Genomic DNA, 24,644 nt, shown 5'->3' with positions numbered 1-24,644 from the left:
CGATGCGACAGGCGGATCATGCCGGTTCGCGGGTCAGGATCAGCGAGGCGTTCTGGCCGCCGAAGCCGAACGAGTTCGACATCACGGTGGTGACGCGCGCATCGCGGGCCTTGTTGCCGACGACGTCGAACAGGATGGCGGGATCCGGAATGTCGTAGTTGATGGTCGGCGGAATCCGCTGGTGCTCGAGCGTCAGCAGCGAAAAGATTGCCTCGACCGCGCCGGCTGCCGAGATGGTGTGGCCGACCATCGACTTGTTGGACGACACCGGGATCTTGCCGGTGTGCTCGCCGAACACGGCGGACACGCCGACATATTCCATCTTGTCGTTCTCGGGCGTGGCCGTGCCATGGGCGTTGATGTGGTCGATCTGCTCCGGCGCCATGCCGGCGTCGGCCAGCGCCTTGCGGATGCAGCCGATGATCGGCTTGCCGTCGGGCGAGGAGCGGGTGCGATGGAACGAGTCGGTGAGCTCGCCGCAGCCGGCGACGACGCCGAGGATCTTGGCGCCGCGAGCCATCGCGGCATCATAGCTCTCCAGCACCAGCGCGCCGGCGCCTTCGGCCATGACGAAGCCGTCACGGTTCTTGGAGAACGGCTTGGAGGCCGCCTGCGGCGGGTCGTTCTGGGTCGACAGCGCCGACAGCAGCGAGAAGCGCACGAGCCCTTCCGGATTGACCGAGCCTTCGGTCGCCGCGCACAGCGCGACGTCGGTCTCGCCGCGCCGGATCGCCTCGACGCCGAGCTGGATTGCGGTGGCGCCGGAGGCGCAGGCGGTCGACAGCGAGATCGGCGAGCCCTTGGTGCCGAAGGCATCGGACAGCGAATCCGCGACGGATCCGAACAGGAAGCGATGGTGATAATTGACAAACTTGCCACCGCCGCAGGCCTTCAGCAGGTCGTCATAGGTGAATTGCGTGCCGCCGACCTCGTGCGCGACCTCCAGCCGTTGCGGCCACTCGATTTCGACCGGTGCGACAGCCAGAAACAGCGGACCCGGGAAGTCGCCCTTCGAGCCGATGCCGGCCTGCGCTATCGCTTCCTCGACGGCCATGTGGCCCAGCCGTTCGGAGAGCCCCGTCGAGGTGAACGGGGCCACGGGCACGAAGTCGACGGTGCCGGCCATCGTCGTCTTCAGGCCGTCGATCGGGAAGCGCGTGATGGTGCGGATGCCGGACTCGCCGGCAACGAGCTTGCTCCAATTGTCCGACTTGCCGGCCCCGAGCGAGGTGACGATGCCCATTCCGGTCACGACCACGATGGGGCGTCCAAACTTGTCGCGTGTACTCATGATGTCCCCCGTCGCGTATCAGCCGGCCGTGCCGCGCTCACTTGACTGCTTCGACCAAGGCCATGCCTTCGCCGCGGTAATGGCCGGCGCCGACCACGACGATCTGAGCCGGAGCATCCTTCATGTCGGTCTCGATGCCCGACGTGTCGCCCGGCGCGAACAGGGCGCCGCGCGAGATCGACAATGCGGCGAGCGCAAGACCGAGCGCGAATTGCGCTTCCATCGCGTGGCCGAAGCGGGTGCCGCTCGATCGCACCGCGAACGACTTGTGATGATCGAGGAACGCGCGCTCCTCGGACGTCACGGGCTCGGCGCCGGTCGCGCCGGTGATGATTGCGCCCGGCGCTTCGTGGACATCCAGCGCCGACCACAGACGGTCCAGCGTCCCGGTGACGGCGCCGGCCTCCTTGCGGCGGGCACGATCGGCCACGACCTTGCTGAGCCGCGCCAGCGGCTTGGCGCCGCGGGCCTCGGCGTGCTGCCTGGATTCCAGGACCAGGAACGCGCCGGCCGATCCGAGGGCGAAGCCCGGATGGTCCTTGCGGGCCCAGACCGGCTTGAACTCGTTCTTCAGATTGTAGTCGCCGAACTCGTACAGCACGAGCAGGTCCTTGCGCTCGCCATTGTGCGAGCCGCCGACCAGCGCGATGTCGCTCTGGCCGCCGGCGATGCGGGCCATTGCGATCTTGAAGGCGTCGACGCCGGCAACCTCTTCGCCCATGAAGGTGCGCGAGGTGCCGCACACGCCGTGCGAGATCGCGATATTGCCGGCGAGCAGGTTGGACAGCTGCGCCAGGAACAGGGTCGGGCGCAAATCGCTCATCAGCCGGTCGTTGAGGAAGCCCGGCGTGCAGTTGCCCTCGGCTTCCGCGTTGAGGATGGCGGTGTCGACGGAGATGTCGCGCTCGCCGCCACCGGCGGCGACGATCATGTCCATGCGGGACAGGATGTCCTTGTTGCCCTTGAGGCCGGCGGAATCCAGCGCAAGACCGGCGGCGTAGGTGCCGATGCGCTGCCAGGCTTCCATCTGGCGCTGTTCCTTCTTCGGGATCTGCGCTTCCAGATTCACCTTGGCCCAGGGATGCACGATGTAGGGCGCGAAGCCCTGCTCGTCGACATTCAAGCGACCGGAGTTGAGGGCCTCCCAGTTCGCATCGAGGCCTTCGCCCAGCGAGGTCGCAAGGCCGATGCCGGTGATCCAGACTTCGAGGGGGGCTGATGTCACGGACGTTGTCTCACTCATGGCAGCAGCGCCTGTTGCGGAAAGCCGATGCGCTTGGCCTCGGCGTCCATATGTCCGCGCAATTCCGGATTGGGGAAGGGGACGTGGCTGAAGGTCAGGCTGGCGTTGCAGCGCAGTTTGCCGTCGACCTTCACCCGCGTTTCGGTCATCGCGTAGCCGGAGCCTTCGTGGATTACGCTGGCCTCCACGCTCAGCACCTCGCCGGGCGTCACGAAGCCGCGCATCTTGGCTTCCTTCACCGCGGCCAGGAACGGCATGCGCTCGAACTTCATCAGCGCGAGCAGCAGCCAGCCCGACGTCTGCGCCATCGACTCGATCAGCAGCACGCCGGGCATGATCGGATGCCCGGGGAAATGCCCCTCGAAGATGGTGCTCTCGGTGGGAACCCTGGCTTCGACAATGATGGCCTTCTCGTCCAGCTTGAGGTCGAGAATGCGGTCGATCAGCTTGAAATATTCGATTTGCATGGCGGGCGCTCAGGCGCCCTTGGCGGCGACCAGCTCGTCGATGCGGGCGCACAGGTTCTTCAGCACGAAATACTGCTCGGTGCTGGCTTTGCCGTCGTTGACCTCCTGCGTCCACTTCTCGAGCGGCAGCTTGATCCCGAAGGCCTTGTCGATGGCAAACGCGATGTCGAGGAAATCGAGGCTGTCGATGCCCAGATCGTCGATGGCGTGGCTATCCGGCGTGATCGTGTCGCGCGGGATGTCGCAGGTTTCAGCGATGATCGTAGCGACCTGATCGAATGTTGAGGACATTACTAAGCCTTTGATATATTGGAGCTAATCCGGTGCAGGGCGGCGGCAGGGCAGCGCGCCCCGGGGGCGTCCGATGCGAGCCCTTGCCGTCGCCGCCCGAGAGTCGTGTGCCCGTATATCGGAGCGCCGCGGCGAGTTCAATGGAGCCGGGCATGGCGGTTGTGACGGGATTGTGATGCCTGCCGGCAGGTGCTCCGGCACACGGCCCACGGCGTCAGGGCGTGTAGGTCTCGGTGATGATGCGGGCGCAGTCGCGCCGTCCGGTCAGGATGCAGTCCTGAGTCTTGCGCAGATCCGCGATGCTCATCGCCAGCCAGATCCCGATCGCGGTCAGCGCGATCGTGAAGGCGATGGCGGCGATGTTGGCCAGGATGCGGTGGCGGAAATCGTCCGGCGCCTCGCGCGGCTGTTCGTACCGCGACAGGTCGGGCGTCGGGGGCTCGCGCCGGTGAAGCTGGACGGGCGGACTGCCGCCTTCCGTGACACGCCGCGCCGGACCATTGCGGGGCCGGAACGGCACCACGCGATGCTCTTCCTCCGTGGCCATGGGGCGCTGGGTCTTCATGCCTCGACTCCGATGCTCTTTCTTAGCACGCGGGCGCCGTCCCTCACAAAAAAACTTTGCAGGGTCGAGCTGCATCGACGACACGACTCTCTCTTTGGATGTATCCACCGGGAACCTGTCGGAGCCGCTTCGCAGCGGCGGAGCGGATGCGCTGCAAAGGGCGTCGGGACATGGCATGATGGCGATCCCGTCGAAGTGAACGGTCCTGGTTCATCGGAGCTGACGCATGGCCAATACGAGGGAGCCGCTGCTGCATCCCGTGCCGATCCTGTCGCTGCGCCCGACGCAGATGACGGTCGGCATGCGCGAGGTGAAGGAGAAGCGCGAGCGGTGGCGCGAGCACAAATCGAAGAAGAAGCAGGCCGAGCTGCTCGGCAAGCACATGATCCCGGTCGTGCTCGGTCCCGACAAGCGATATTACGTGGTCGATCATCATCACCTCGCCCGCGCGCTGCACGACGAGGGTGTCAAGGACGTGCTCGTCACCATGATCGGCGATCTCTCGATGGTCGACCGCGACGGCTTCTGGGGCGTCATGGACAACAAGCGCTGGGTCTATCCCTATGACGCCAAGGGCGAACGGCGGAATTTCAAGGACCTGCCGAAGACGATGGCGGATCTCAAGGACGATCCGTTCCGCAGCCTCGCCGGCGAGCTGCGCCGGGCCGGCGGCTTCGCCAAGGACACGACGCCGTTCAGCGAGTTCCTGTGGGCGGATTTCCTGCGCCGCAAGGTCAAGCGCAAGACCGTCGAAACCCATTTCGCGGCCGCCATGGAGCATGCGCTGGCGCTCGCCAAGAGCCACGACGCGGTCTACCTGCCCGGCTGGTGCGGGCCGGCGTCGGACGACTGATCGCCTCACTTGGCTTTCGGCAGCCTCCCCATCAGATAGAACTCGTCGTTCGGGCGCATGCCGGTGACGTTGGCCATCCGGTTCGACAGCGCGAAGAACGCCGCGATCGCGGCGATGTCCCAGATGTCGTCCTCGCTGAAGCCATGGCCGGCCAGCGCCTGGAAGTCCGCATCGCCGACCGTCTGCGCCTCCAGCGCGACCTTCATCGCGAAGTCGAGCATCGCGCGCTGCCGCGGCGTGATGTCGGCCTTGCGGTAGTTGATCGCGATCTGGTCGGCGATGACAGGATTCTTGGCGCGGATGCGCAGGATCGCGCCATGCGCGATGACGCAATACTGGCACTGGTTGGCGCTCGAGGTCGCCACCACGATCATCTCGCGCTCGGCCTTGGTCAGGCCGCCGTCCTTGTCCATCAGCGCGTCGTGATAGGCGAAGAAGGCGCGGAATTCGTCGGGGCGGTGCGCCAGGGTCAGGAACACGTTGGGGACGAAGCCGCTCTTCTCCTGCACCGCCAGGAGGCGGGTGCGGATGTCCTCCGGAAGCGCGTCGATCGCGGGGACGGGAAAGCGGCTGATGGGAGCTTGCGTCATGGCAACGGATCCGGGATGGCGGGGCAGATGCCGGACCATAGTCGATCGCGGCAGGCACGCAATCGCCTGGTCCTTCGGCACTGGCTCAGCGCAGCGGCTTCTTCAAGAGCGAGAAGCGGTCGGGGTCGAGGCCCATGGACGGCTGCAGCATGGGGGCGTCCAGCGACAGGCTGCCGCGATCGCCGCCATTGCCGCTGCTGATGCCGCCATCGCCCGCCGCGTCGCGGCTCGACGTGGCGCCGCGCCAGCGCTCGAGCACGGCGGCGACGAAGTGCATGTCGTGGCCGGCATTGACCGAGCGCACGGTCGCAATCGTCGCCTCGCTGCGCGGCATTTGATGCGGCGGCACCTCCTTGAAGCGCAGCCGGGTCGGCAGCGCGACGCCTTCGCCGAACGCCAGCACCTCGCGGGTGCCGAGCGAAGGGACGAAGGACAGCAAATTGGCGGCGGCATCCGACACCGCCGAGCGCAGCAGCGACTGGTCGCGCTCGTTGGCGAGGCGCATCGTGAACAGCGTGTTGCACTGGGAGATGATGGTGGCGTCGAGTTCGGCCGGCCGCTGGGTGATCAGGCCGAGATAGACGCCGTATTTGCGGCCTTCCTTGGCGATGCGCGAGATCGCCTTGCGGGTCGGGCCGAAGCCGATCGAGCGGTCGGCGGAGGCATAGCGGTGCGCTTCCTCGCAGACGAACAAAAGCGGCGAGACGCCGTCGCTCCACAGCCCGAAATCGAACGCCATGCGGCACACCACCGAGACCACGGAATCGACCACCTCGGCCGGAAAGCCGGCGAGTTGCATCACCGTCATCGGGCGGCCGTTCGCCGGCAGGCGGAACAGATGGCTGATGACCTCCGCCATGGTGTCGCCGCCGACATTGGCATTGTCGAACATGAAGGCGTAGCGCGGGTCGTTGCGCACGGTCTCGATGCGCGAGATCAGCTTGTGATAGATGATGCGCGAGGAGCGGTTCTCGAGCTTGCCCATGCGCTCGTCGATCAGGTTGATCAGGTCGACGAGGCGATAGGGCACCGGCGTATCGACGGTGTAGCCGACGGTCTTGGGATCGATGCGCTTCAGCCCGATGCGGTCCGTGCTCTGGTACTGGGTGTAGATGCCCTTCGCCAGCGGGATCACCTCGGCCAGGATGTCGAGCTCTTCCGGCACGCCCGGCCGGCCGGCGAACAGGACGTCGACGATCTCCTCGAAATTGAACAGCCAGAACGGCAGCTTCAGATTGCGCGGGTTCAGCACCAGCGCGCGCTCGCCGAAGCAGCGGCCATATTCGTTGTGGACGTCGAGCAGGAAGATGCGCAGGTTCGGCCGCGCCTTCAGGATCTCGTTGAGCAGCAGCGACACGCCGGTCGACTTGCCGACGCCGGTCGAGCCGAGCACGGCGAAGTGCTTCGACAGCATCTCCTCGACATTGACGCAGGCGCGCACGGACGTGTCCTGCTGCAGCGCGCCGATGTCGATGTGGTCGCCCGCCGTCGGCGTGTAGATCGTGCGCAGCTCCTGGCTGGTGATCATGTCGACGGCGTCGCCGATGGTCGGATAGTGGGTGACGCCGCGCTGGAACTTCGGCTTGTCGGCGGGCCCGAGGATCTCGCCGAGCAGGTCGACCGAGGCGGTCGCGACGTATTCGGAGGCCTGCGAGAGGTCTTCGCTGGTGACCTCGGTGATGATGGCAATGATCGTGGCGCTGGGGCAGCGGATGCTGATGAAGCGGCCGACGGTGGCGCGGATATCGGAAACGCTCATCAGCTGTGTCGACAGAATGCCGACGCGGGCCTGGGAGCCTCGCACCGAGATCACACGTCCGAAGGATGTCACGGTCATGAAGCCTATCGTGAATTGTTGAGCCGATACCTTCGCCGCAGGGATTGGAAAATCTGTTAAGCGGGTAACAATTGTGAACGGGCCGGCGCGCCTCGGCGGCCTCCGGGGACTGTGCCCGGCGCTGCGAGGGCGCCTCCTGAATGTGGCGTAACGCCTTGGGGCATAAGGCATTCTGTATCCTGTGCTAAAGCGTCGCGCGAGCAGTTCCGATTAACCTTGGATTCACCGTCTGCAAGGCTCGTTCAGGTTTCCGCATCGCCGGCGATGCGACAGCGTCCGATGTGGTGGAGGGGCGGCGGCGCAACGCGTCGTTACCGACCTCAGCGGCGATTTGATCGCGATCAATCCGGGGCCGTCGTTTGCCCGGTAGGGTTGTGGCGTGAAGCGCGAGGGAGCGGAGGCCGGCTGGTCTCGTGGAACGCACCGGCCGTGCCCATGCCGCGGACAAGCCGATCCTCGCGTGAAGCAGGAGGATGACATCATGGCTGACCCCACCAAACTGCCCGTCAACACCGAGAAAGCCAACGCGCCATCCGTGCCGGGATGGCGCCCGTTCGAGACCCTGCGCCGCGAGATCGACCGCGTGTTCGAGGATTTCCATGGCGGGATCTGGCGCACGCCGTCGCTGTTCGACCAGCTGCCGGGCCTGGCGCGCGCACGGTCCTTCGCCGTGGCGCCGGCGGTCGACGTCGCCGAGCACGACAACGCCTATGAGGTCTCGGCCGAGCTGCCGGGCCTCGACGAGAAGAACGTCGAGGTGAAGGTCGCAGGCGGCGTGCTGTCGATCAAGGGCGAGAAGCAGGAGGACAAGGAGGAGAGGAGGAAGGACTATTACGTCCGCGAGCGCAGCTTCGGGGCGTTCGAGCGGTCGTTCCAGATTCCCGACGGCGTCGATACCGACAAGATCGAGGCGGTGTTCAGGCAGGGCGTGCTCAAGGTCACCCTGCCGAAGAGGCCGGAGGTGCAGAAGGCCGCCAAGACCATCGACATCAAGGCCGCCTGAGCGCGTGCCGCGCCGTCCCATGATCGCGGGGCGGCGGACGGCTTCGGTCCCGATCCAGATCCCTATCAAGGGCCGCCCTCGCGGCCCTTTTTTTCGTCCGCACGCACGGCTAATCTGCGCGCCAAGCAAGCGGCCGGCGATGCCGCACCGCGCAACGATCGGAAGGGAGACGAGAGGATGGGCAAGCTCGCACTGGCGGCCAAGATCACGCATGTGCCGTCGATGTATCTCAGCGAGCTCGATGGCCCGGCCAAGGGCAAGCGGCAGGCGGCGATCGACGGCCACATCGAGATCGGCCGGCGCTGCCGCGAGGCCGGCGTCGACACCATCGTCGTGTTCGACACCCATTGGCTCGTCAATGCCGGCTACCACATCAACTGCGCGCCGCATTTCCAGGGGCTCTACACCTCCAACGAGCTGCCGCACTTCATCGCCAACATGACCTACGCGTATGACGGCAATCCGGAGCTCGGCCATATCCTCGCCGAGGGCGCCAACGCCCATGGCGTCGCGACCATGGCGCATGATGCGACGTCGCTGGCGCTGGAATACGGAACGCTCGTTCCGATGCGCTACATGAACCCCGATCGGCGTTTCAAGGTCGTGTCGGTGTCGGCGCTGTGCACCTCGCATTATCTCGCCGACAGCGCCAGGCTCGGCTGGGCGTTCCGCCGCGCCGTCGAGGACCACTATGACGGCACGGTGGCGTTCTTCGCATCGGGCTCGCTGAGCCATCGCTTCGCCCAGAACGGCACCGCCGACGAATATCGCGACCGGATGTTCAGCCCGTTCCTGGAGCGGCTCGACCACGAGGTGATCCAGATGTGGGAGCACGGCGAGTGGCCGGACTTCTGCGACATGCTGCCGGAATACGCCAGCAAGGGCCATGGCGAGGGCTTCATGCACGACACCGCGATGCTGCTCGGCGCGCTCGGCTGGAACCATTACGACCGCGGCGTCGAAGTCGTGACGCCGTTCTTTCCGTCCTCGGGCACGGGCCAGATCAACGCGGTGTTTCCGGTGTCGCCGATGCCGAGCGCAATCGAGGACATCGGCCGTCCCCGGACCGCGGCGCTCGCGGGCGGGCGGCTGTAGCGGGCGACACGGCTCACCAGACGCCGGCACGCCCGAGGATCTCGACGATGTCTTCGGGAAACACCTGATCGGTCGTCGCCGACAGCTCGGCCGGCCGCCACCAGCGTTGCGCGGCGATGGCGGCGCGCTCCAGCTCGGTCCAGTGCACCGACGAGATGTCGGCGCTGTCGACCCTGACGAGAAAGTAGCGCTCGTCCGAACTGACCGGCTCGCCGTCGACCATCGTGAACGTCACCGAGCGCTGCGCGATCTGCGGTCCGGGATCGGCGATGCGGATGCCCGTCTCCTCGAACATCTCCCGGCAGGCGGCATCCTCGTAGCTCTCGCCGGGATCGAGCCCGCCGCCCGGCGTCGCCCAGAATCGTTGTCCGATCAGTGCGCCCGCGAGGTGGACGAATTTGAACAGCAGCAGCCGGTCGTCGGGATCGACGATCAGCAGCCGGGAGGAGGGGCGGTCTCGCATGTGACGGCGCTTTCTGCTGAGGTTCGAAGCCGGCGCGAATGCGCGCCGTTGCGCTCCCGGTGCTCTTGGCGCCTTCGGCGCTCTCGGGCGCGCCATAGCGCTCTCGCGACACCATGTCGTGCCCGAGCCTTGCAAGTCTGGACCCTCGCAGGACGCGAGGGCGCAGGGAATGCCGGGCGCTGGCCGCACCCATGGCCCGCCTGCGAAAAGAATGCAGGCGGCAGGTACCACAGGTTCAGCCGAGACATCCCGGCATTCCCCGCGCGACGGTTTTCACGCTTATATCGCGCTCTCCCCGGTGTACCGGCTCGTTAGCCACCGTCGCCTTGCGGGATCATCGCCCGAAAGCTTGGCGCCAGCATCGGGGCGCCAGGACCACACGACTTCACGTCCACGAGATGCCGTTCGTCCGCGCGCCGGAGCACGCTGCGACACCTCGTGGCCGCCGCCTCCCGGCCTCGCGTCTCGTGACGATCGCGATACGCCCCTCGTGTCGAGGCCGGATCAGCGCAGAAGATCACAAATTCCGGAAAAACGAAAGATGGAAATTTGGGCAGGACGGGCTGGAGAGGGGGATGGCATTGACAGGGAAGGCGAAATTTCTGTTTTTGCGCAGATAGTCTTCGTCGTTTCCCGCGGCGCGACAGCCGTCCGGATCGATATTTTGGCGCGTCGAAGGGGAGGTGAGTTGCCCGGCGGGTGCGGGATTCGTTGCGGCGATCGGTAGACCCTGAGATGTCACTTAAGGGCGATGAACGGACCTGACGAGGCAGTCCGATCAAGTCGCAGATGCCACTTAGCCGAAGTTGGCGGCAAACTGATATGCCGTCAGTTGATCAGAGGCAAAATTTCTCCCGAACATTCGGGAGAAGTAGCTGATCTATTCTATCCCAACCTTGGCACGCGATTCTTGTTTCGTCCATCTGCCAGGAAGCGATGCCGCACAACATTGTCGCGACGATCTTCGTCTCGTTCTCATTTTCTACGAAATAGACGCGCCAGAGGCCACCTCCGCTCATGCCGCCAAAGTTTTTAGGCAGTTCATGAAGGTTGTATTTCATGGCCTCGAATGTCAGCAGCCCATTTTCTTGACCGCATACATGGCCCGAATGGAGCACGCCAAGCATCGGACTGATAAACTCTCTGCCCTGAACGTAAGGCGTTTGGGAAAATTCTGCGACAAGCCCCAGCATCGCATCAACGTGCTTTCCCTCTGAGGGCGCTAGAGCCTCCATCTTCGCTCGGTTTTTCTCGATGTTAAGAAACACACCATAGTGCGCCTCAATCGAGCTTGCCGTGTCAGGTGGAAGAATTGTGAAAGCTAGATCGAGTACTTCCTTCTTCTCCGAGAAGCTATCGCTGCTTTGAATGATCGCTGTTTGGGTGTCGCCCAGTTGGAGAATACGCCGCTGCTGCCCCATTCCGGCAACAAAGCGCACCAAGCCAATTTCGGCGAGATTCGCATAGGCTTCTGCTACGTGCCCGCAGGTCAGAATGCCGCGTCGGCCCTCGATGGACACCAGGACGCCCGAGCCGAGAACCTTACTACCCTTGCCTGGCCCTTTAACGACCAACCCCACGGCAAAGTTCGAGATGCGCGAGAGAATCGCGTCAGAGATGTCGTGCGCCATGCGCTGACGGGACTCCCCTGTCGGGTTCATGCCGGCAGCCAACCTGAGTCAGGGTCGGCGACAGTGCCATCCGATTGAATGAAGTGAAGCCTACGGATGTGGACGCGGTCGAAGGTAGCGAACTCGCCTTTGGCTTCGCCGTCCGGCCCCCTGTAGATGAACCCGGCCGGAAACCACCGCATCAGGCCGTTGACCAACTTGTAGACTACAACAGGACCACCGCTGCAGCCACTCATATTGAAGCCCAATGGCGGCTTTGAGACACCATCATCGGCTGCGAAAGTCGTTTCCGGGTCGTAGACCGTGACGATCTCGCGTGAACTTACGGCGTCAGCGATACCATGCGCGCCCCACGCCTCGTGCTCGTAGTGGCCGCGGCGTATCTCATTTCGAAGGGCGTCAAGATAGCCCGCAAGTGTCAGGGTGTCGCCCTCGTTGACTTCGGGTGGGGGCCAATTCTTTCGACAATCGAATGGCACAGCTCCCATCTCGGGCAGCTTTGCTGGATCAATCTCGAAAGTGGCGATATCGAGCCTAGCGCTCCGCGCGATCAGCGTTTTCTCGGGCCAGACTTGGCACTCACCGATTTGACAAATCGTGCGATCGTCAGCAGCCAATGCGTCGATATACTGAGCTATGACATGATCCGCGGTAACAGCTATATGGCGCGCCTCGAACTGCATGATGAAGGTTGAAGCGCCACGCAGCGGGCCACCGTTCGGCACCCCGATGTGCCAAAAAAGCGGCCTCGCCACCCTCAGCATGTAGGCTGAGACCGTGGCGGCGGCCTTCATTCCAGCTTCCGGGAATCTCTTGTTAGTCCGCTCTGACATTCCCATTAATTAGTATTCCGCCGCATCAGGAAAAGGGGGGCGGCGACGGCAAATCGGCATTTTTCCGACCGCGACGCCGGGAAATACGGCAAGGGATGGCTGCGCCACCAGCCGACCGGTCACGGCCGCCCTTGCCCCGTAGCCCACGTCCGAAATGGGCTGAATACGGACATGAGGCGCACGCGTAGTCAAATCAGAGATTGCGTGTCAATGCGACTGGCCGATCGCATTAGGCCTCCGCCGGTTGGCGACGACTGTCACGACGACGGCATTTGCATCTGGATGCCCTTGATGCCGTAGCGCGACCGCATTCAACGATCGTCGTTTTGATCTCGCCTGTCTCAAACCGTCATGCCCAGGCTCGTCTCGGGCCATCGACGTCGTCGGGTGCACTCAGAACAACGTGGATGCCCGGGACGAGCCCGGGCATGACGGAGCCACCAAGCTTATAGGATCAGTGGTTGCTGCAGCTCCGCATGCAATCACAGGGGCCGCCGTCGGCCTGAAGGTTGGCCGGCGCCGAAGGGGTGCTCGAGCAGCCGAGGCCATGGCGTGAGCAGAACGAGGCTTGGCCTTGGAGCCGTGCTGCGCCGTGACGTGCGCCTTCTTGGCCACGATGAACGTGTCGGCATGGAAGGAGGCCGAGGGGGGCCGTTGAGGTCGACGGTGGAATCTGCTGCCCTCGGAGTCGTTCAGACCATCTTTCGCAAAACGATCGAGGTCGCATCCGATCCCGTGCTCGGTTCGCAACGCGGCGCAATAATCGGCTCGGTTCGAGGGAACCGTGTTCCATGGACCACAGTTACATCCGCAACGACGTGCGGCGGCACCGCCGGATATTGAGTGTGCGGGGCGGCGGGGTGTATCTCTGCGCACGACGTGTCGAGCGGATTTGAGGGCGAGGGGAATGGTGATGCGCGCCTTGATCATGGCATTGTCCGTCCTGGCGATCGTCGGCAGCGCTGACGTTGCCGAGGCTGGCCTGAGCAGCAAACCGCGCAATGCGTCGGCACCCGTCGATGCGGCTGCCCCCGCCGAGACCTCGGCCCCCGCCGATGCGTCGGTCGCCACCGGCGATGCGACCAAGGAGGCAGCGACCAGCGAGACCGAGGATCAACTCGGCCTCACCGGGAAAAAGCGCCGCGAGGTGCAGCGCAGGCTGACCCGGCTCGGGTTCGGCACCAAGGTCACCGGAAAGTTCGACGACTCCACGCGTGCCGTCATCGCGCGCTGGCAGGAGGAGCGGGGGTATCCCTCGACCGGCTTCCTGGATGCCGCCCAGCACAAGGTCCTGATGGACGCCGGGACGGTGGCCGGCAAATCCGACCGTCCAGCCAGTCGCCGCGCGGAGAGCCGTGGCCGCCGTTCGCGTGGGGTCGGCGGCCCCATCGGCGCGATCGGCGGCGCCATGCACAGCGTGGTCGGCGGCATCTTCGGAAGATGAACCGCCCCAACAGTCTCGAAGGACTGCTCTGGCAACCTGGCGCTTCATAAGGACGGCCGTGACGACGACTTGCCGGGGCGAGCTCATTTCCCCGGGGCATGCGGACGATTGGCGGGGCGCATCCGCCGCCCCGGATTTGGTTCGCAGCCTGCTTGGTGTCCTGGTGACAACGGACGCGAGCCCAAAGGCACGGTCGCAAACCTAAGATCGAGTCGCTGTCGTTGCGAACCATTCTCCGCTCATGGGAACAAGAACTCGTGCCCCAAGACATAGTCCAGAATCGTGCGCAGCAAGGCCACCACGAACACGAGGAACGCAATCGTCGCAGAGGGCCAAGTTGAGGCGGACCAGGTTGACGGCAGATGGGCTGCAAGGATGCAGACCGCGCCAAGCGTGGCGTTCATCAAGACCCAAGGGATGTAGGCGGCAAAGCGATTTTCGTTTCCCCCAACGATCAGCCTCCTGATGCCGTCTATCACCAGTACGATGGCGTCGAAGATCAGCATGGAGCCCATCCAAAGATAGAAGTTTCGTGGAGAGGTCTGACGATGCGAGCATAGGATCGTCGATCGTGTGTCCTGGGGGCCGGGCACCGACTGGGCAATCTTGACGAAGAAGATCGCCGTGATGAGCAGCATGTAGACGTCCCACACGTATCCGGCGTGTCCGCCGAACCCCGCCGGACGATCGTGCAGATATTTGATGTCGAGCGAGCGGTCGCCGCCGTGGAAGATCGGGACGACCGTGACGAAGAACGTACAGAACAGCCAGAAGGAAGCGTCGAGCGGGAAGGTGATGAACTGATCAGGAAACAGCTTGGTGCAGGCTATGGTGATCGAAAGGCCGACGACGATTTGATAGGCGCGCTTGAAGTGATCGACCAAGCGGCTGCGTTCCAGCTTCTGCTCCGGTGTCTCGGACATGGGTCCTCCGCTGTTGTGGTCGCCTCGGACGGGGTCGCGGAAGATCGCGATCGTCCCGGCAATGTGTGGCGCCAGGTAATGTGTGTCGCCCGGCAATGTGTGTCGGCAGGTGGACGAGATGCGAACGCGTCGAGAGCTTTCGACGTGAGCCTTCAGCGAGAGCTTCCGACGGCCCGCTGCAACGCGGTACGAATGGACTGATGATCTCGTCTGGTCGAGGAATTTTCTGTTTCGTATCCGGCTCTCCGGGACTAGCGTCGAGACGAGCAAATCGGGTAGGCCAATTCGATGCAAAAGATCTATCTAGCCGGCCCTGACGTCTTCTTGCCCGACGCCGTCCAGATGGGACGGCAGAAAAAGCAACTGTGTTCTCAGTATGGGTTCGAAGGTTTATACCCCTTCGACAATGAGATTACGACAACCAGCGGGGGAGAGCGAATAGATCGTTTGATCTATCGCGCCAACGAGGAGATGATGCGGAAGGCCGACATCGGCATCTTCAATCTCACTCCGTTTCGCGGCCCGAGCGCGGACGCGGGAACGGTTTTCGAGTTGGGTCTCATGGTCGGATTGGGAAAGCGGGTGTTCGCGTACACGAACGATGGTTCCCCATATGCGGAGCGCGTCCGCGCCTCCTCGAAGGAGACGACCGATTCGCAGTCGGGCCCAATGCGCGATGCGAATGGGCTGACGGTCGAGGATTTCGGCAACTCCGACAATTTGATGATCGAATGGTCCGTCGTCGAGCACGGTGGCTACCCGATCGTGCGTGGTTCGGGACGAGGCGCTGACCCGTTCCACGACCTCTCCGCCTTCGAGCGATGTCTGCGGCTCGCGTCCGAGGCGATTCCGACATCGACGTAGCGCGGTGTTCGCCGGGGCGCCGCGTCGGTGACGTTCACGCCGCGCGGTGGCGACGATGCGACAGCCGCTCGGCCTCGCGCCGGCATTCGGCCGCGAACTGTCGCAGCCGCTCGATCGTCAGCATGTCGCCGATGCTGCGCTCGAGCCGTTCGGCGCGTTCGATCTGGTCTTCGAGATCCTGCAGCCTGGTCATGTCCCGTCTCCCTCAACCGGACAAGTTGATGCAATTTGTATCGTTCCGGTGGCATCGGGATCGTGGTGAATGGCGGGTTAATCCGGCGTGATCGCGAGCACAGTTCGGCGCCGTCGCGCCTGCAGGTGAGAGATCCCGGGCCGGCGGTGACCGCAGGCTCCGATCCATCCGGCACGACGCCCAAGCTTCAAGTCTTCGCCGGCAGCGTGCCCTGCGATCGATCAAGCCGACGCTGGCTTTGTTGTGATCGAACGCCCGGTTGGCTAGCCTGCGCGGATTGGCCGAAACGAGGAATCATGCCCATGCGTCGCGGGACAGCCGATCCCGACGAGACGATCGTCGTCGCTCCCGAGCGGCGCTCGCCCAAGGCGGCACAGCTGCTCACCATGCTGCTGTCGCTGGACCGCGAGCTCGGCGCGAGGGATTTGCTGGACGTCGATCAGTTCCTGGAGCTGGCGCAGAGCCGCGTCGGTCCGGTGTCGCTGGGCGCGTCCGCCGAGCTTCATGTCGAAGGGATCAGGCGGCTTGCGGACTCGGTCGCGCGGGACCCGTTCTATGACGATCTCGGCAGGTACATGGCCAGCCACTACATCTATGGCTGGATCGAACGCTACGTTCAGTTCGAGCAGGATCTGGCCGACTACCCCGACATCGTCGACGTCCCCGTGGCGAAGCCGCTGTTTCTGGTCAGTTTCGGCCGCACGGGAAGCACGTTCCTGCATCATCTGCTCGCCCTCGATCCGCAGGCGCGCGCACCGCGGCTGTGGGAGCTGCAGGAGCCGTCGCCGCCGCCGCGGCCGGAGACCGCTGTCACCGACCCGCGGATCGGCCGGGTGCGCTCGCAATCCGATTTCCGCGCAGCCGTGATGCCGGACCTGCACAAGATCCACGAGTTCGCCGTGCAGGCCCCCGAGGAGTGCCAGCACATGATGTGGCATGGCCCGCAGCACATGATCCTCGGGCTCAGGTCGCCGGACTATTGGCGATGGTTCCGGACGCTCGGCCCGTCCCGGCTGCAGCAGCTCTATGCGGGCTACCGGCGTCAGGTTCAGCACCTGCAATTGTTTCATCGCGGCGGGCACTGGGTCAGCAAGTCGCTGGCCCATGCCCACTTTCTTCCGGTGCTGTTCAAGGTCTTTCCGGATGCGCGGATCGTGCGGCTGCACCGCGATCCCTGCCAGATCATTCCGGCCCTCGCCAGCCTGATCGCCCATCTGCAGATGCCCTACACGGCGCGCAGCGATTTCCACGACCTCGGTCGACGGATGCTGGAGCTGTTCGAACAGTCGATGGACGGGATGATGCAGGCCGACGCGGAGGCGCCTTCGGACTGCTTCGCCGACGTCGTGTTCGACGACGTCGTCAAGGATCCGATCGGGACCGTCCGCGCGATCTATGCCAGGTTCGGCTACGACTATACGGCCGCATTCGAGACCCTGATGCGGCGGCACCTGAAGGCGGACGCCGCCAGCCGCCGCTTCAAGCACGTCTACACGCTGGAGCAGTTCGGACTGTCCCGCGCCGAGGTCATGGCGCGGTCGGAGGCTTACCTCAGCTGGGTGGAACGACGGATAGGCGCGCGGCTGTGCCGGGCGTGATCTCCGGGCCGTGTTAGTTGCAGATTGTGAAGTTGCAGGCTCACGATGAGCCCGGATACGGACGGCGGCTCTTCGCTGGCCGTTGACGTGCAGCGCCATCCGCGGCGTTGCGCACGTCCGCGCGGCGGAGCGCCGTGTCTGGGCGGGCTGGCCGTGACGATGGGGGCATCGCGGAGGAGACCGAAGTCACCCGGATCGACGCCCTGCAACGGGGCGGAGCAGAATCAAACTGGCTGGGGAACCTGGATTCGAACCAAGACAAACAGAGTCAGAGTCTTTGATTTATCACTGAAATCATTCATAAATCTCGCGTTATGTTGCGCCCTTGTTGCGTCTCGTGTATACTCCATTCTTGTCAAGCGGGAGCAGCGGGGCGGATGTCAGTCAGAAAACGTGCATGGACCACATCGGCGGGCGAGGAGCGCGAAGCCTACGTGGTGCAATATTCCATTCCCGAACTGGACAAGCGTGGCAAACGTAAGCGCGTGATCAAGACGTTTGATCGCAAGAAGGATGCAGAGGCGTTTCATGCCCAGGTCCGGGTCGACCTCGGTAAAGGCACGCACGTTCCCGCCTCGAAGAGCCCGACGGTCGCCGAGGCCGGCCGCAATTGGATCGACGCCTGCGCGGATCTTGAGCGCACCACTCGGGACGGGTATGAGCAGCATTTGCGGGACCATATTAACCCCTACCTTGGCGGTCTGAAGCTCTCCGCCCTGACCGTGGCCACCGTGCGCGACTGGCAGGACAAGCTTCGGAAGGGAGCCCCAGCCCCTGGCCGATCGGAAGCCTCTGTAAGGTCCGCAGACATGGTCAAGCGCGTCACCGGTTCGCTCGGCTCCCTGCTCGCCGACGCACAAGAGCGCGGCCACGTGGGACAGAACGTGGTGCGGAGCCTCAAGGCAAACCGGAAGCGAGGCAAAGAGCGCAGGGCCGAACGGCGCGCCAAGGGAAAACTGAAACTCGGTGTGGACATTCCCACGCCATTGGAAGTCGAAGCGCTGCTGCGGGCTGCCGATGCCCGGTGGCGACCCTTTCTGTTAGTCGCGATTCGCTGCGGCTTGCGTGCTTCAGAGTTGCGGGGCCTTCGTTGGCAAGACGTCGACTTGAAAAAGGGCGAACTTCGCGTCCACCAGAGGGCCGATGCCTATAACGAAATCGGTCGGCCCAAGTCGGAGTCTGGCGATCGCACTATCCCGATCCCTCCCACTACGCTACGCGTGCTCAAGGAATGGAAGTTGAAGTGTCCGCGCGATTCTAATGAGGCACAGCATTTTGTCTTTCCGAACGGGCTCGGCAAAGTCGAGTTTCACGCCAATATCATCACACGCGGACTGATCCCAACGATGATAGCTGCCGGAATAACGGCCCCTGCGACCGACAAGACGGGAAAACCTACTCGGGATGAGGGCGGGAATCCGGTACTCACGGCAAAGTATACAGGCTTGCACGCGCTCCGCCATTTCTTTGCGAGCTGGTGCATAAATCGCAAGGTGGACGGCGGGTTAGAACTGCCCCTCAAGATCGTGAGTGAGCGGCTCGGTCACTCTAACATCGCAATCACGGCCGATCGATACGGACACCTGTTTCCGCGTGCTGATGATTCCGCTGAATTGGCTGCAGCAGAGGGCAAGTTCGGATAAGGTAACGTTTAGTTAATCATTAGCGTGCAATATCGGGCACTAGTTTTTTAGTTTCTAAGCGAGTAGTCGAGCGTTTGCCGGGATGGCAACGATGGGCGTGATGCCCTAGCGCTTCGGTGAAACCTGAACGGCCGGGATGGTCGAGAGCGAACAGCACACCCGTGCTCGCCTCGGCCTTTTTTGTGCCAGCAGCGAGCCCCGATGGAGTCTCGCTTTGAAAACCGACACCTCCGCCAATCTCGCCGCTGTACCCGACGATTTCGTGTGGGGCGCCGCTGCCATCGGCAAGTATCTCGGGCGCTCCAAAGAAGCGACTTGGTTCATGCTCGAACAGAACCGCGTACCTGGCGCAAAGAAGGTCGCCGGTCGCTGGGGCATGCACGTTCCTACCTTTCTCGCCAGTTTCATCGTCGCGGCGTGATGTTGACAATCAACATCAGCGCAAACTCTCAACATCAGGGCATCCCCATGACGACCATCGTCGATGAACTCATGCTTCGTTTCGGCCGCCACAACGACGCGAAAAACGCCAAGCACCTTCTGCCTCACTTTGAAAGGGCCCTCAGCGTTCCTAACAAACTCAATGAGAAGTGTGCTGAGGCAAAAGCCGACAAGCATTTGTCGGAAACGGGTCGCACCGCCAAGGTTCGGGATGTCGCGCCGAGCTTTGCGCCCGACGTGATCAAAGCCAAGTCGGCCGCCGCGCTCGCCCGCCGCGATATTCAAAGGCAGCGCGACGCATTGACGCCACGGGTGACCGATCATAAGGACGTCGCATCGGCGATGCTTCGCCTCGATCTCCGCCAATTTCTCCGCGGCAAACCGGTGGCCGAGATAGCACGGCTTGCGGAGCAGAATCCATCGATGCTCGAAGCCATTTTCGAAGGACCGGCTGCGCTCAGCGGACTGACGGACGAAGTCCGCGGGCACATCCTCAGCCAGCATCTGAACAAGACTGCCGCACCACAGATGCGCGAAATCGCCGAGCAAGAAGTGCTCGCCGAAGTGCTCGAAACGGCTGTTGCAATCGCGTCAAATGCGCTCGCCGATGCTGCCGGAATTCGCCCGCAGTCGATCGACTCCTGGCTCGCGGAACAGGCGCCGGCAGAAGCGAAAGCCGCGGCCGAAGCGCTCGCCGCGCCAAGACCGTTAAAGTCACAGTCCGCGACGCCAGGCCCACATCCATTCGACAAAATTCTAGCCGAAGCGCGCGCGGAAGTTGCCGCGATCAACCTGCAATGACCACGCCCGCCCTCCGCCGGATCGTGCTCGACTTTGAGGCTGCGGCGCTCCGCGCCGTGGCAGCCGGCGACGCGTCGGACGTCGAACAGGCGCACGAGGCCGCGATCGAGCGGTTTCGCGACGTCAAAGACTCCTGCGAAGCAGATGGCCATCTCGAGGCGTTTTATCGCGCGGTCATCGAAGTAGACCTCAAGCTCAAGATGGCGCTGGAGGCAGTCCGATGACTGCGGTCAATATCTTCGGGTCCGCCAAGCACAACACCATTGTGATGGTGACGGACACGGCGAGCTACGACGATGCTGGTTTTGTCCGCGGCTTCGCTTCGAAGGTGCGTCCTGTTCCTGAGTGGTCCGCTGCGATCACGGGTCGCGGCAACAGCTTTGGCATAGATGTTGCCACGCGTGAATTGATCAACCGAGGCGGCTCATTCAAAGAGCTTTTTGCCATCACTTCGCAAGAGCTGCCGCTGATCGTCGACCAGCATCGCCTCGACAGGCCGTTCGAATTGATTCTGACGAGCTTTGTCGCAGGCCGTCCCGCAATATTCTTCATCCGCACGCCCGGCGGAAACGACAGTCTCGGCAACGGTTGGCCTCCGTATTTGTTCTACCCGGTCGGTGGAAGCCTCATTGGCCCGTCGGCGCCTGGCTTCATCGAGCCGGATCCGGATGACGCTCCGGAGGTGATCGCCGCCAAACTCGAGCAGATCATCAAAGAGCAGCGCCAGATCCTCGCGGAAGATGGATATCCGCGCGTCGGCGGCTCCGCCGAGCTGACCGTCATAACGCCGGATAGGATTGAGCAACGAACGCTGCACACCTGGTGCGAGGATCGCATCGGCTTTCGCATGTCACCGGAGTCGTGAAATGGCCAGCATGGGTATTTTCCGAGTCAGTGAAGTGACCAAGGCGCTTCGCGACAACATGCAATCGCTCGTCGATCGCGGACTCTTGGATCCGAGGAACGTCGAGGAGTTCGCAGCCGCCAACAACTATGCGGCTAAGCAAATGGAAGACCTCGCCGAGCAAGCCAGAGTCGCCGGTTCGCTCCTGCCGCAGTTTCAATCTGCTTTGAATGAGGTCGGCAACGCACGCAAGCAACTCGACTCCGCGCTCGTCGAGGGAATGGGCGTCAACCGCAATTTCTTCGCGCAGTTCGGGCAACAGATTCGCCAGGGTGCGAACGCATGGGATGCATTCAAGAGCGCCGGCCTTAACGCGCTCGGCACGATCGCTGACAAGCTTGCGCAGATGGCGGCCGACAAACTGTTCGCGTCGGCGCTAGGCGGCTCCGGCGGCGGCTTATTGAGCTTGCTCGGCATCGGCGGCGGTGACAGTGGTACGACGATGGGATCGATCAATGTCGGCGATTATGTCATGCCGACAGTCGGTTTCAAGGCGGCCAACGGCGGCACATTCGGCCCGGGTTGGGGCGTGGTCGGCGAGCGCGGACCGGAATTGATCAAGGTCAACCGCAACAACAGCGTGACGGTGATCCCGAACCATATCTCCCGTCCCTACCTGCCCGGCTTCGCTGATGGGGGATCCCTGGACGCGGGCGGCGGCGTGCGCCGGCTGCCATTCGGTGGTCGGGAAGGCGGCACCGTGAATGCGCCTGTGACGGTTTCCATAGATGCGCGCGGAGCCGACAAGGACGGCCTCGAGCGCGTAAAAAATGAGCTTGCGCAGCTCAAAGCGGAGTTGCCAAGCAGAATCGTCTCAACCGTCACAAACGCCCGCAAAACGCGGCAACTCTAACACCGAAAGATTGGACGATGGCCGACAAGAGCAATGGTGAAGTTGATACGCCGATCGGAACGCTTCGCTGCAGTCTCGCCGCGGCAAAGACGATCAATGCAGTGGCAGGCAGCTACAACGGCGCGCTCGCGCGTCTCGGAATGCTGGATCATGACATCTACACCGCGGTTGCGGCGGCTGGACTGGGAAAGAAGCCGTCCGAAGTCGAGGACATGGTTTACCGCGCTGGCCTGGTCAATCTCACGGCCCCCTTTGTCGAATTCGTGAGCTATCTCGGTAACGGCGGCAAGCCGGTGGCGGAAATCGTACAGCCCTGAATCGAAGGATTCTATCTCACATGACCAACATGGTTTCGTCGCTTCCGGCCAGCTCGAACCCACCACCGATGCACCGCTTTGGTGGTGTGCTCTCCTCTATGTCGGAATTGCCCCTCCACAAGGCTGGCGACGTTTACGCTGTTGAAGGCACCGGAACCGTGCGCACCCTGCCAGCCTGGCCGAAGGGTCCGCCTATCGATCTCTACATGACCGGTCGGCCGACCTTCGTTCATTCCGCCAGGTGGTTGATCATGCCCGGCGGGGCGAGCTACACGTTTTCGCCCGGCGACTCGTGCCGCCTGCTTCCGATCGGCGACGGCACTTGGCTGGTGATGTGGATCAGCCGCGCCGACGGTGTGCCGTTCATTCCGGGCGGCATGTCGCTCTTTCCGGAACCGCAAGGGCGTCTGAGTCTGACGTCGGGTGTCGCCGAGACCAGCGCAGATGTGACCAGTGCAACAACGCTCTATTACGGGCAAGCCAAGGGCGACGTGCTCGCCGTTTTCGAGCCGTCGACTGGTCGATGGGTGCTGCGCAAGTTCACCGAGCCGTCGTTGTCGTTGAGCGGTGCAACGGCCAACCAAGCGTTCGACGTTTTCGCTTACGACACCGGCAGCACGATCGGGCTCGAAACTCTCGCTTGGACCAACGACACGACGCGCGCAACCGCAATCACGAAACAGGATGGAATCGACGTCAAGAGCGGCGATCCGTCGCGTCGATTGATCGGGTCATTCCAAACGATCGGTACAACCGGCCAAACTGAAGACAGTCACAGTAAGCGCTTTCTGTCCAACCGCTACAATGAAGTCCCGCGTTTTATGTATGCGACGGACCCGGCGGGGTCTTGGACTTATAGCACCGCATCCTACAGGCAGGCCAACAACAACGCTGCAAACCAGTTCGAATATATGGTGTGCGTGTCGCGTCCAATTTGGGCACATGTGCAGTCGCTGGTTGTCAACAACACCGGAGTGAACAACGTCAACGTTGGAATCGGAATTGACAGCACATCCGGCAACTCTGCCCAACTGGTGCAGATTGCAAACCTGTCCGGCACGATCTACGTTCCGACGACAGCCACGTACAACGGATACCCCGGTATCGGCCGCCATAAAGTGACGTGGCTTGAATTCGGCGGAGGCAGCAATACGCAGACGTGGCTTGCGACGTCTGCAAACAACATCGCGGGAATTATTGGAACGGTGTCGAACTAAGATGTTCGTTCCATCTATCGCGCAAGCTATCAGCCGACCGAGCAACGACCCGAATTCATTGGCCGTGCTCGCACCGTTCGTTGCAGGCAATCCGAATATCAACTATTTCCCCGATTGGAATAATCCAAACGGAAAGGAACTCGTCGATCTCTCGACGCTGAGCGGAAAGACCCTCGTTCTGGTGGTCATTTCGCAGTCGAACGGTACCAACGTTATGCCGGCGCTATACACGCCGACAAATCGAATCGGCGTGCTGAATTTCAACTTCTGCGACGGCGGGACATACCGGGCGCCAGTCGGAAAGCCGATTGATCCGTTGCTCGGGTGCACCGGCAACGTTGATTTCGGGTTGCCCAACAAGTGGCCCAACGGCAATTGGCCCGGCATCCTAGCGGACAGCATGATCACCGACGGTGTTGCGGTCAACGTGATCGTAGCGACAATGGGTGTCGGTGGATCATACGTCGCCGATTGGGCTGTTGGCGGATCCAACAACCCACGAATTGGCGTCATGGCGAACCGACTTACAGTTGCGGGATTGAGTCCTTCTGCTGTTCTGTATTGCCAGGGCGAAAGCGACAACGGGCACACTTCGCAGGCCGCCTACACCACCAGCGGCAACAGCATGATTTCGACGTGCCGGGGCTTCTGGCCAACAACGCCGATCTTCATAGCTCAGATGAGCTATATCAACTCGCTGACCGATTCCAACGTGACCGCCGCGCAGGCGGCCTTGGTCAATCGCAGCAATGGCGTATGGGCCGGGCCGAACGGCGACTCCCTGACTGGAGCAAACCGGCAGTCAGACAATACGCATTGGAGCACGACCGGCGGCGCCGCTTTCGCCGCCGCATGGAAAACGGCGCTCGCAGCCTACGGCTCGCCGTTCGTCTAACAAGTAAGGTAGGAGCGCCAACGTGGGCGATTTACGCCCCGGATCACACATGAGCCCGGATGAATGACGGGTTCGCAATCTGGTGACGGATCCCAAGCTTGTACGAAGACTTTTTCGTCCGGGTCCAGCCCTGCCGCAGCGCATTCGGCTCGAGCAATCTGTTCGGCTTCGTCCATCGTATGTCCCTCCCGGTTTCGAGGGATCGTTAATAAATAACAACCACCCGGGCGGACCCGCTTGGCGTGCCAAGTAGCAGAGCCGCAACAGCACTTGCACCGAGAGCGAACTTTGTTCTGTCGCGCACGCTCAGTCTCCAGGTTGCACGCGCGCATCGAAGCGTGGTGTCCCTGCGAGATCAAGAGAACGAAGTTCCAAAGATTCTTGTATGT

Annotated in this window: 27 protein-coding genes; 15 read left to right on the top strand and 12 right to left on the bottom strand. The window is 62.9% G+C overall.

The genetic code is table 11. The features are described from left to right. Window positions 1-16: 16 nt before the first annotated feature. The 5 genes from ACQR1B_RS12090 to ACQR1B_RS12070 form a co-directional block, all read right to left on the bottom strand. Window positions 17-1,294 (bottom strand): beta-ketoacyl-ACP synthase, encoded by a 1,278-nt coding sequence (locus ACQR1B_RS12090; protein ID WP_434831980.1) that lies wholly within the window; start codon window positions 1,292-1,294, stop codon window positions 17-19. A gap of 34 nt (window positions 1,295-1,328) precedes the next feature. Next, window positions 1,329-2,534: a beta-ketoacyl-ACP synthase gene (locus ACQR1B_RS12085; protein WP_434831886.1), complete on the bottom strand. Its 1,206-nt coding sequence runs from the start codon at window positions 2,532-2,534 to the stop codon at window positions 1,329-1,331. After that, window positions 2,531-3,001, bottom strand: coding sequence for a 3-hydroxyacyl-ACP dehydratase FabZ family protein (locus tag ACQR1B_RS12080; RefSeq protein WP_434831887.1), 471 nt, complete (start codon window positions 2,999-3,001; stop codon window positions 2,531-2,533). The genes ACQR1B_RS12085 and ACQR1B_RS12080 overlap by 4 nt, the downstream gene beginning before the upstream one ends. A gap of 9 nt (window positions 3,002-3,010) precedes the next feature. Further along, on the bottom strand, window positions 3,011-3,292 hold the full coding sequence (locus ACQR1B_RS12075) for an acyl carrier protein (RefSeq protein ID WP_006609130.1): 282 nt from the start codon (window positions 3,290-3,292) through the stop codon (window positions 3,011-3,013). Between the two features lie 214 nt (window positions 3,293-3,506). Then, on the bottom strand, window positions 3,507-3,857 hold the full coding sequence (locus ACQR1B_RS12070) for a hypothetical protein (protein ID WP_434831888.1): 351 nt from the start codon (window positions 3,855-3,857) through the stop codon (window positions 3,507-3,509). Between the two features lie 226 nt (window positions 3,858-4,083). Between ACQR1B_RS12070 and ACQR1B_RS12065 the strand changes: the two genes are divergently transcribed. After that, window positions 4,084-4,710 carry a ParB-like protein gene (locus tag ACQR1B_RS12065; RefSeq protein WP_434831889.1) on the top strand — a complete coding sequence of 209 codons (627 nt, stop codon included), beginning with the start codon at window positions 4,084-4,086 and terminating at the stop codon, window positions 4,708-4,710. A gap of 5 nt (window positions 4,711-4,715) precedes the next feature. Here ACQR1B_RS12065 and ACQR1B_RS12060 read toward each other — a convergent pair whose 3' ends face one another. After that, window positions 4,716-5,300: a peroxidase-related enzyme gene (locus tag ACQR1B_RS12060; protein WP_434831890.1), complete on the bottom strand. Its 585-nt coding sequence runs from the start codon at window positions 5,298-5,300 to the stop codon at window positions 4,716-4,718. Between the two features lie 85 nt (window positions 5,301-5,385). After that, the gene (locus ACQR1B_RS12055; RefSeq protein ID WP_434831891.1) at window positions 5,386-7,137 is read right to left on the bottom strand and encodes an ATP-binding protein; all 1,752 of its coding nucleotides are present in this window, start codon (window positions 7,135-7,137) and stop codon (window positions 5,386-5,388) included. Window positions 7,138-7,618: 481 nt separating this feature from the next. Here ACQR1B_RS12055 and ACQR1B_RS12050 point away from each other — a divergent pair, with 481 nt between their 5' ends. Then, window positions 7,619-8,140: an Hsp20/alpha crystallin family protein gene (locus tag ACQR1B_RS12050; RefSeq protein WP_434831892.1), complete on the top strand. Its 522-nt coding sequence runs from the start codon at window positions 7,619-7,621 to the stop codon at window positions 8,138-8,140. A gap of 177 nt (window positions 8,141-8,317) precedes the next feature. Next, on the top strand, window positions 8,318-9,235 hold the full coding sequence (hpaD, locus tag ACQR1B_RS12045) for a 3,4-dihydroxyphenylacetate 2,3-dioxygenase (protein WP_434831893.1): 918 nt from the start codon (window positions 8,318-8,320) through the stop codon (window positions 9,233-9,235). Between the two features lie 13 nt (window positions 9,236-9,248). Here hpaD and ACQR1B_RS12040 read toward each other — a convergent pair whose 3' ends face one another. From ACQR1B_RS12040 to ACQR1B_RS12030, 3 genes are all read right to left on the bottom strand, one after another. After that, window positions 9,249-9,698: an NUDIX hydrolase gene (locus ACQR1B_RS12040; protein ID WP_434831894.1), complete on the bottom strand. Its 450-nt coding sequence runs from the start codon at window positions 9,696-9,698 to the stop codon at window positions 9,249-9,251. An 836-nt stretch (window positions 9,699-10,534) separates the two neighbouring features. Further along, a complete protein-coding gene (locus tag ACQR1B_RS12035) occupies window positions 10,535-11,329 on the bottom strand; it encodes a hypothetical protein (RefSeq protein ID WP_434831895.1) in 795 nt (264 codons plus the stop codon). Window positions 11,330-11,355: 26 nt separating this feature from the next. Continuing rightward, a complete protein-coding gene (locus ACQR1B_RS12030) occupies window positions 11,356-12,123 on the bottom strand; it encodes a hypothetical protein (protein ID WP_434831896.1) in 768 nt (255 codons plus the stop codon). A 952-nt stretch (window positions 12,124-13,075) separates the two neighbouring features. Between ACQR1B_RS12030 and ACQR1B_RS12025 the strand changes: the two genes are divergently transcribed. Beyond that, window positions 13,076-13,606, top strand: a complete 531-nt coding sequence (locus tag ACQR1B_RS12025; RefSeq protein ID WP_434831897.1) for a peptidoglycan-binding domain-containing protein — start codon at window positions 13,076-13,078, stop codon at window positions 13,604-13,606. 239 nt (window positions 13,607-13,845) lie between these two features. On the opposite strand, the gene ACQR1B_RS12020 is transcribed toward ACQR1B_RS12025, so the two are convergent. Continuing rightward, window positions 13,846-14,529 (bottom strand): hypothetical protein, encoded by a 684-nt coding sequence (locus tag ACQR1B_RS12020; RefSeq protein ID WP_434831898.1) that lies wholly within the window; start codon window positions 14,527-14,529, stop codon window positions 13,846-13,848. 288 nt (window positions 14,530-14,817) lie between these two features. Between ACQR1B_RS12020 and ACQR1B_RS12015 the strand changes: the two genes are divergently transcribed. After that, a complete protein-coding gene (locus ACQR1B_RS12015; protein ID WP_434831899.1) occupies window positions 14,818-15,393 on the top strand; it encodes a nucleoside 2-deoxyribosyltransferase in 576 nt (191 codons plus the stop codon). Between the two features lie 34 nt (window positions 15,394-15,427). Here the strand turns inward: ACQR1B_RS12015 and ACQR1B_RS12010 are convergent, their stop codons facing one another. Then, window positions 15,428-15,586, bottom strand: coding sequence for a hypothetical protein (locus tag ACQR1B_RS12010; RefSeq protein WP_434831900.1), 159 nt, complete (start codon window positions 15,584-15,586; stop codon window positions 15,428-15,430). 296 nt (window positions 15,587-15,882) lie between these two features. Between ACQR1B_RS12010 and ACQR1B_RS12005 the strand changes: the two genes are divergently transcribed. The 10 genes from ACQR1B_RS12005 to ACQR1B_RS11960 all read left to right on the top strand — a co-directional run bounded on the left by ACQR1B_RS12005 (window position 15,883) and on the right by ACQR1B_RS11960 (window position 24,255). Next, on the top strand, window positions 15,883-17,184 hold the full coding sequence (locus tag ACQR1B_RS12005; protein WP_434831901.1) for a sulfotransferase family protein: 1,302 nt from the start codon (window positions 15,883-15,885) through the stop codon (window positions 17,182-17,184). Window positions 17,185-17,561: 377 nt separating this feature from the next. Further along, a complete protein-coding gene (locus ACQR1B_RS12000) occupies window positions 17,562-18,827 on the top strand; it encodes a tyrosine-type recombinase/integrase (protein WP_434831902.1) in 1,266 nt (421 codons plus the stop codon). A 214-nt stretch (window positions 18,828-19,041) separates the two neighbouring features. Then, on the top strand, window positions 19,042-19,248 hold the full coding sequence (locus ACQR1B_RS11995; RefSeq protein WP_434831903.1) for a hypothetical protein: 207 nt from the start codon (window positions 19,042-19,044) through the stop codon (window positions 19,246-19,248). Between the two features lie 47 nt (window positions 19,249-19,295). Further along, window positions 19,296-20,069, top strand: coding sequence for a hypothetical protein (locus ACQR1B_RS11990; protein WP_434831904.1), 774 nt, complete (start codon window positions 19,296-19,298; stop codon window positions 20,067-20,069). After that, window positions 20,066-20,293, top strand: a complete 228-nt coding sequence (locus ACQR1B_RS11985; RefSeq protein WP_434831905.1) for a hypothetical protein — start codon at window positions 20,066-20,068, stop codon at window positions 20,291-20,293. The genes ACQR1B_RS11990 and ACQR1B_RS11985 overlap by 4 nt, the downstream gene beginning before the upstream one ends. After that, window positions 20,290-20,934: a hypothetical protein gene (locus tag ACQR1B_RS11980; RefSeq protein ID WP_434831906.1), complete on the top strand. Its 645-nt coding sequence runs from the start codon at window positions 20,290-20,292 to the stop codon at window positions 20,932-20,934. The genes ACQR1B_RS11985 and ACQR1B_RS11980 overlap by 4 nt, the downstream gene beginning before the upstream one ends. Before the next feature lies 1 nt (window position 20,935). Further along, window positions 20,936-21,826 carry a hypothetical protein gene (locus tag ACQR1B_RS11975; protein WP_434831907.1) on the top strand — a complete coding sequence of 297 codons (891 nt, stop codon included), beginning with the start codon at window positions 20,936-20,938 and terminating at the stop codon, window positions 21,824-21,826. A gap of 17 nt (window positions 21,827-21,843) precedes the next feature. Next, window positions 21,844-22,143 carry a hypothetical protein gene (locus ACQR1B_RS11970; protein WP_434831908.1) on the top strand — a complete coding sequence of 100 codons (300 nt, stop codon included), beginning with the start codon at window positions 21,844-21,846 and terminating at the stop codon, window positions 22,141-22,143. A 20-nt stretch (window positions 22,144-22,163) separates the two neighbouring features. Beyond that, window positions 22,164-23,360, top strand: a complete 1,197-nt coding sequence (locus ACQR1B_RS11965) for a hypothetical protein (protein WP_434831909.1) — start codon at window positions 22,164-22,166, stop codon at window positions 23,358-23,360. Between the two features lies 1 nt (window position 23,361). Then, window positions 23,362-24,255 (top strand): sialate O-acetylesterase, encoded by an 894-nt coding sequence (locus tag ACQR1B_RS11960; RefSeq protein WP_434831910.1) that lies wholly within the window; start codon window positions 23,362-23,364, stop codon window positions 24,253-24,255. Window positions 24,256-24,644 lie beyond the last annotated feature (389 nt).

Source organism: Bradyrhizobium oligotrophicum (genome assembly GCF_051168495.1).
Classification (GTDB): domain Bacteria; phylum Pseudomonadota; class Alphaproteobacteria; order Rhizobiales; family Xanthobacteraceae; genus Bradyrhizobium; species Bradyrhizobium oligotrophicum_A.
This window is presented reverse-complemented; position numbering and strand designations above follow the sequence as displayed.

Excerpts from the sequence above, each read along its gene's own strand:
- ACQR1B_RS12085 (WP_434831886.1), bottom strand. The coding sequence starts at position 2,534 with ATGAGTGAGACAACGTCCGTGACATCAGCCCCCCTCGAAGTCTGGATC.
- ACQR1B_RS12080 (WP_434831887.1), bottom strand. The coding sequence starts at position 3,001 with ATGCAAATCGAATATTTCAAGCTGATCGACCGCATTCTCGACCTCAAG.
- ACQR1B_RS12075 (WP_006609130.1), bottom strand. The coding sequence starts at position 3,292 with ATGTCCTCAACATTCGATCAGGTCGCTACGATCATCGCTGAAACCTGC.
- ACQR1B_RS12070 (WP_434831888.1), bottom strand. The coding sequence starts at position 3,857 with ATGAAGACCCAGCGCCCCATGGCCACGGAGGAAGAGCATCGCGTGGTG.
- ACQR1B_RS12065 (WP_434831889.1), top strand. The coding sequence starts at position 4,084 with ATGGCCAATACGAGGGAGCCGCTGCTGCATCCCGTGCCGATCCTGTCG.
- ACQR1B_RS12060 (WP_434831890.1), bottom strand. The coding sequence starts at position 5,300 with ATGACGCAAGCTCCCATCAGCCGCTTTCCCGTCCCCGCGATCGACGCG.
- ACQR1B_RS12055 (WP_434831891.1), bottom strand. The coding sequence starts at position 7,137 with ATGACCGTGACATCCTTCGGACGTGTGATCTCGGTGCGAGGCTCCCAG.
- ACQR1B_RS12050 (WP_434831892.1), top strand. The coding sequence starts at position 7,619 with ATGGCTGACCCCACCAAACTGCCCGTCAACACCGAGAAAGCCAACGCG.
- hpaD (WP_434831893.1), top strand. The coding sequence starts at position 8,318 with ATGGGCAAGCTCGCACTGGCGGCCAAGATCACGCATGTGCCGTCGATG.
- ACQR1B_RS12040 (WP_434831894.1), bottom strand. The coding sequence starts at position 9,698 with ATGCGAGACCGCCCCTCCTCCCGGCTGCTGATCGTCGATCCCGACGAC.
- ACQR1B_RS12035 (WP_434831895.1), bottom strand. The coding sequence starts at position 11,329 with ATGGCGCACGACATCTCTGACGCGATTCTCTCGCGCATCTCGAACTTT.
- ACQR1B_RS12030 (WP_434831896.1), bottom strand. The coding sequence starts at position 12,123 with ATGAAGGCCGCCGCCACGGTCTCAGCCTACATGCTGAGGGTGGCGAGG.
- ACQR1B_RS12025 (WP_434831897.1), top strand. The coding sequence starts at position 13,076 with ATGCGCGCCTTGATCATGGCATTGTCCGTCCTGGCGATCGTCGGCAGC.
- ACQR1B_RS12020 (WP_434831898.1), bottom strand. The coding sequence starts at position 14,529 with ATGTCCGAGACACCGGAGCAGAAGCTGGAACGCAGCCGCTTGGTCGAT.
- ACQR1B_RS12015 (WP_434831899.1), top strand. The coding sequence starts at position 14,818 with ATGCAAAAGATCTATCTAGCCGGCCCTGACGTCTTCTTGCCCGACGCC.
- ACQR1B_RS12010 (WP_434831900.1), bottom strand. The coding sequence starts at position 15,586 with ATGACCAGGCTGCAGGATCTCGAAGACCAGATCGAACGCGCCGAACGG.
- ACQR1B_RS12005 (WP_434831901.1), top strand. The coding sequence starts at position 15,883 with ATGCCCATGCGTCGCGGGACAGCCGATCCCGACGAGACGATCGTCGTC.
- ACQR1B_RS12000 (WP_434831902.1), top strand. The coding sequence starts at position 17,562 with ATGTCAGTCAGAAAACGTGCATGGACCACATCGGCGGGCGAGGAGCGC.
- ACQR1B_RS11990 (WP_434831904.1), top strand. The coding sequence starts at position 19,296 with ATGACGACCATCGTCGATGAACTCATGCTTCGTTTCGGCCGCCACAAC.
- ACQR1B_RS11985 (WP_434831905.1), top strand. The coding sequence starts at position 20,066 with ATGACCACGCCCGCCCTCCGCCGGATCGTGCTCGACTTTGAGGCTGCG.
- ACQR1B_RS11980 (WP_434831906.1), top strand. The coding sequence starts at position 20,290 with ATGACTGCGGTCAATATCTTCGGGTCCGCCAAGCACAACACCATTGTG.
- ACQR1B_RS11975 (WP_434831907.1), top strand. The coding sequence starts at position 20,936 with ATGGCCAGCATGGGTATTTTCCGAGTCAGTGAAGTGACCAAGGCGCTT.
- ACQR1B_RS11970 (WP_434831908.1), top strand. The coding sequence starts at position 21,844 with ATGGCCGACAAGAGCAATGGTGAAGTTGATACGCCGATCGGAACGCTT.
- ACQR1B_RS11965 (WP_434831909.1), top strand. The coding sequence starts at position 22,164 with ATGACCAACATGGTTTCGTCGCTTCCGGCCAGCTCGAACCCACCACCG.
- ACQR1B_RS11960 (WP_434831910.1), top strand. The coding sequence starts at position 23,362 with ATGTTCGTTCCATCTATCGCGCAAGCTATCAGCCGACCGAGCAACGAC.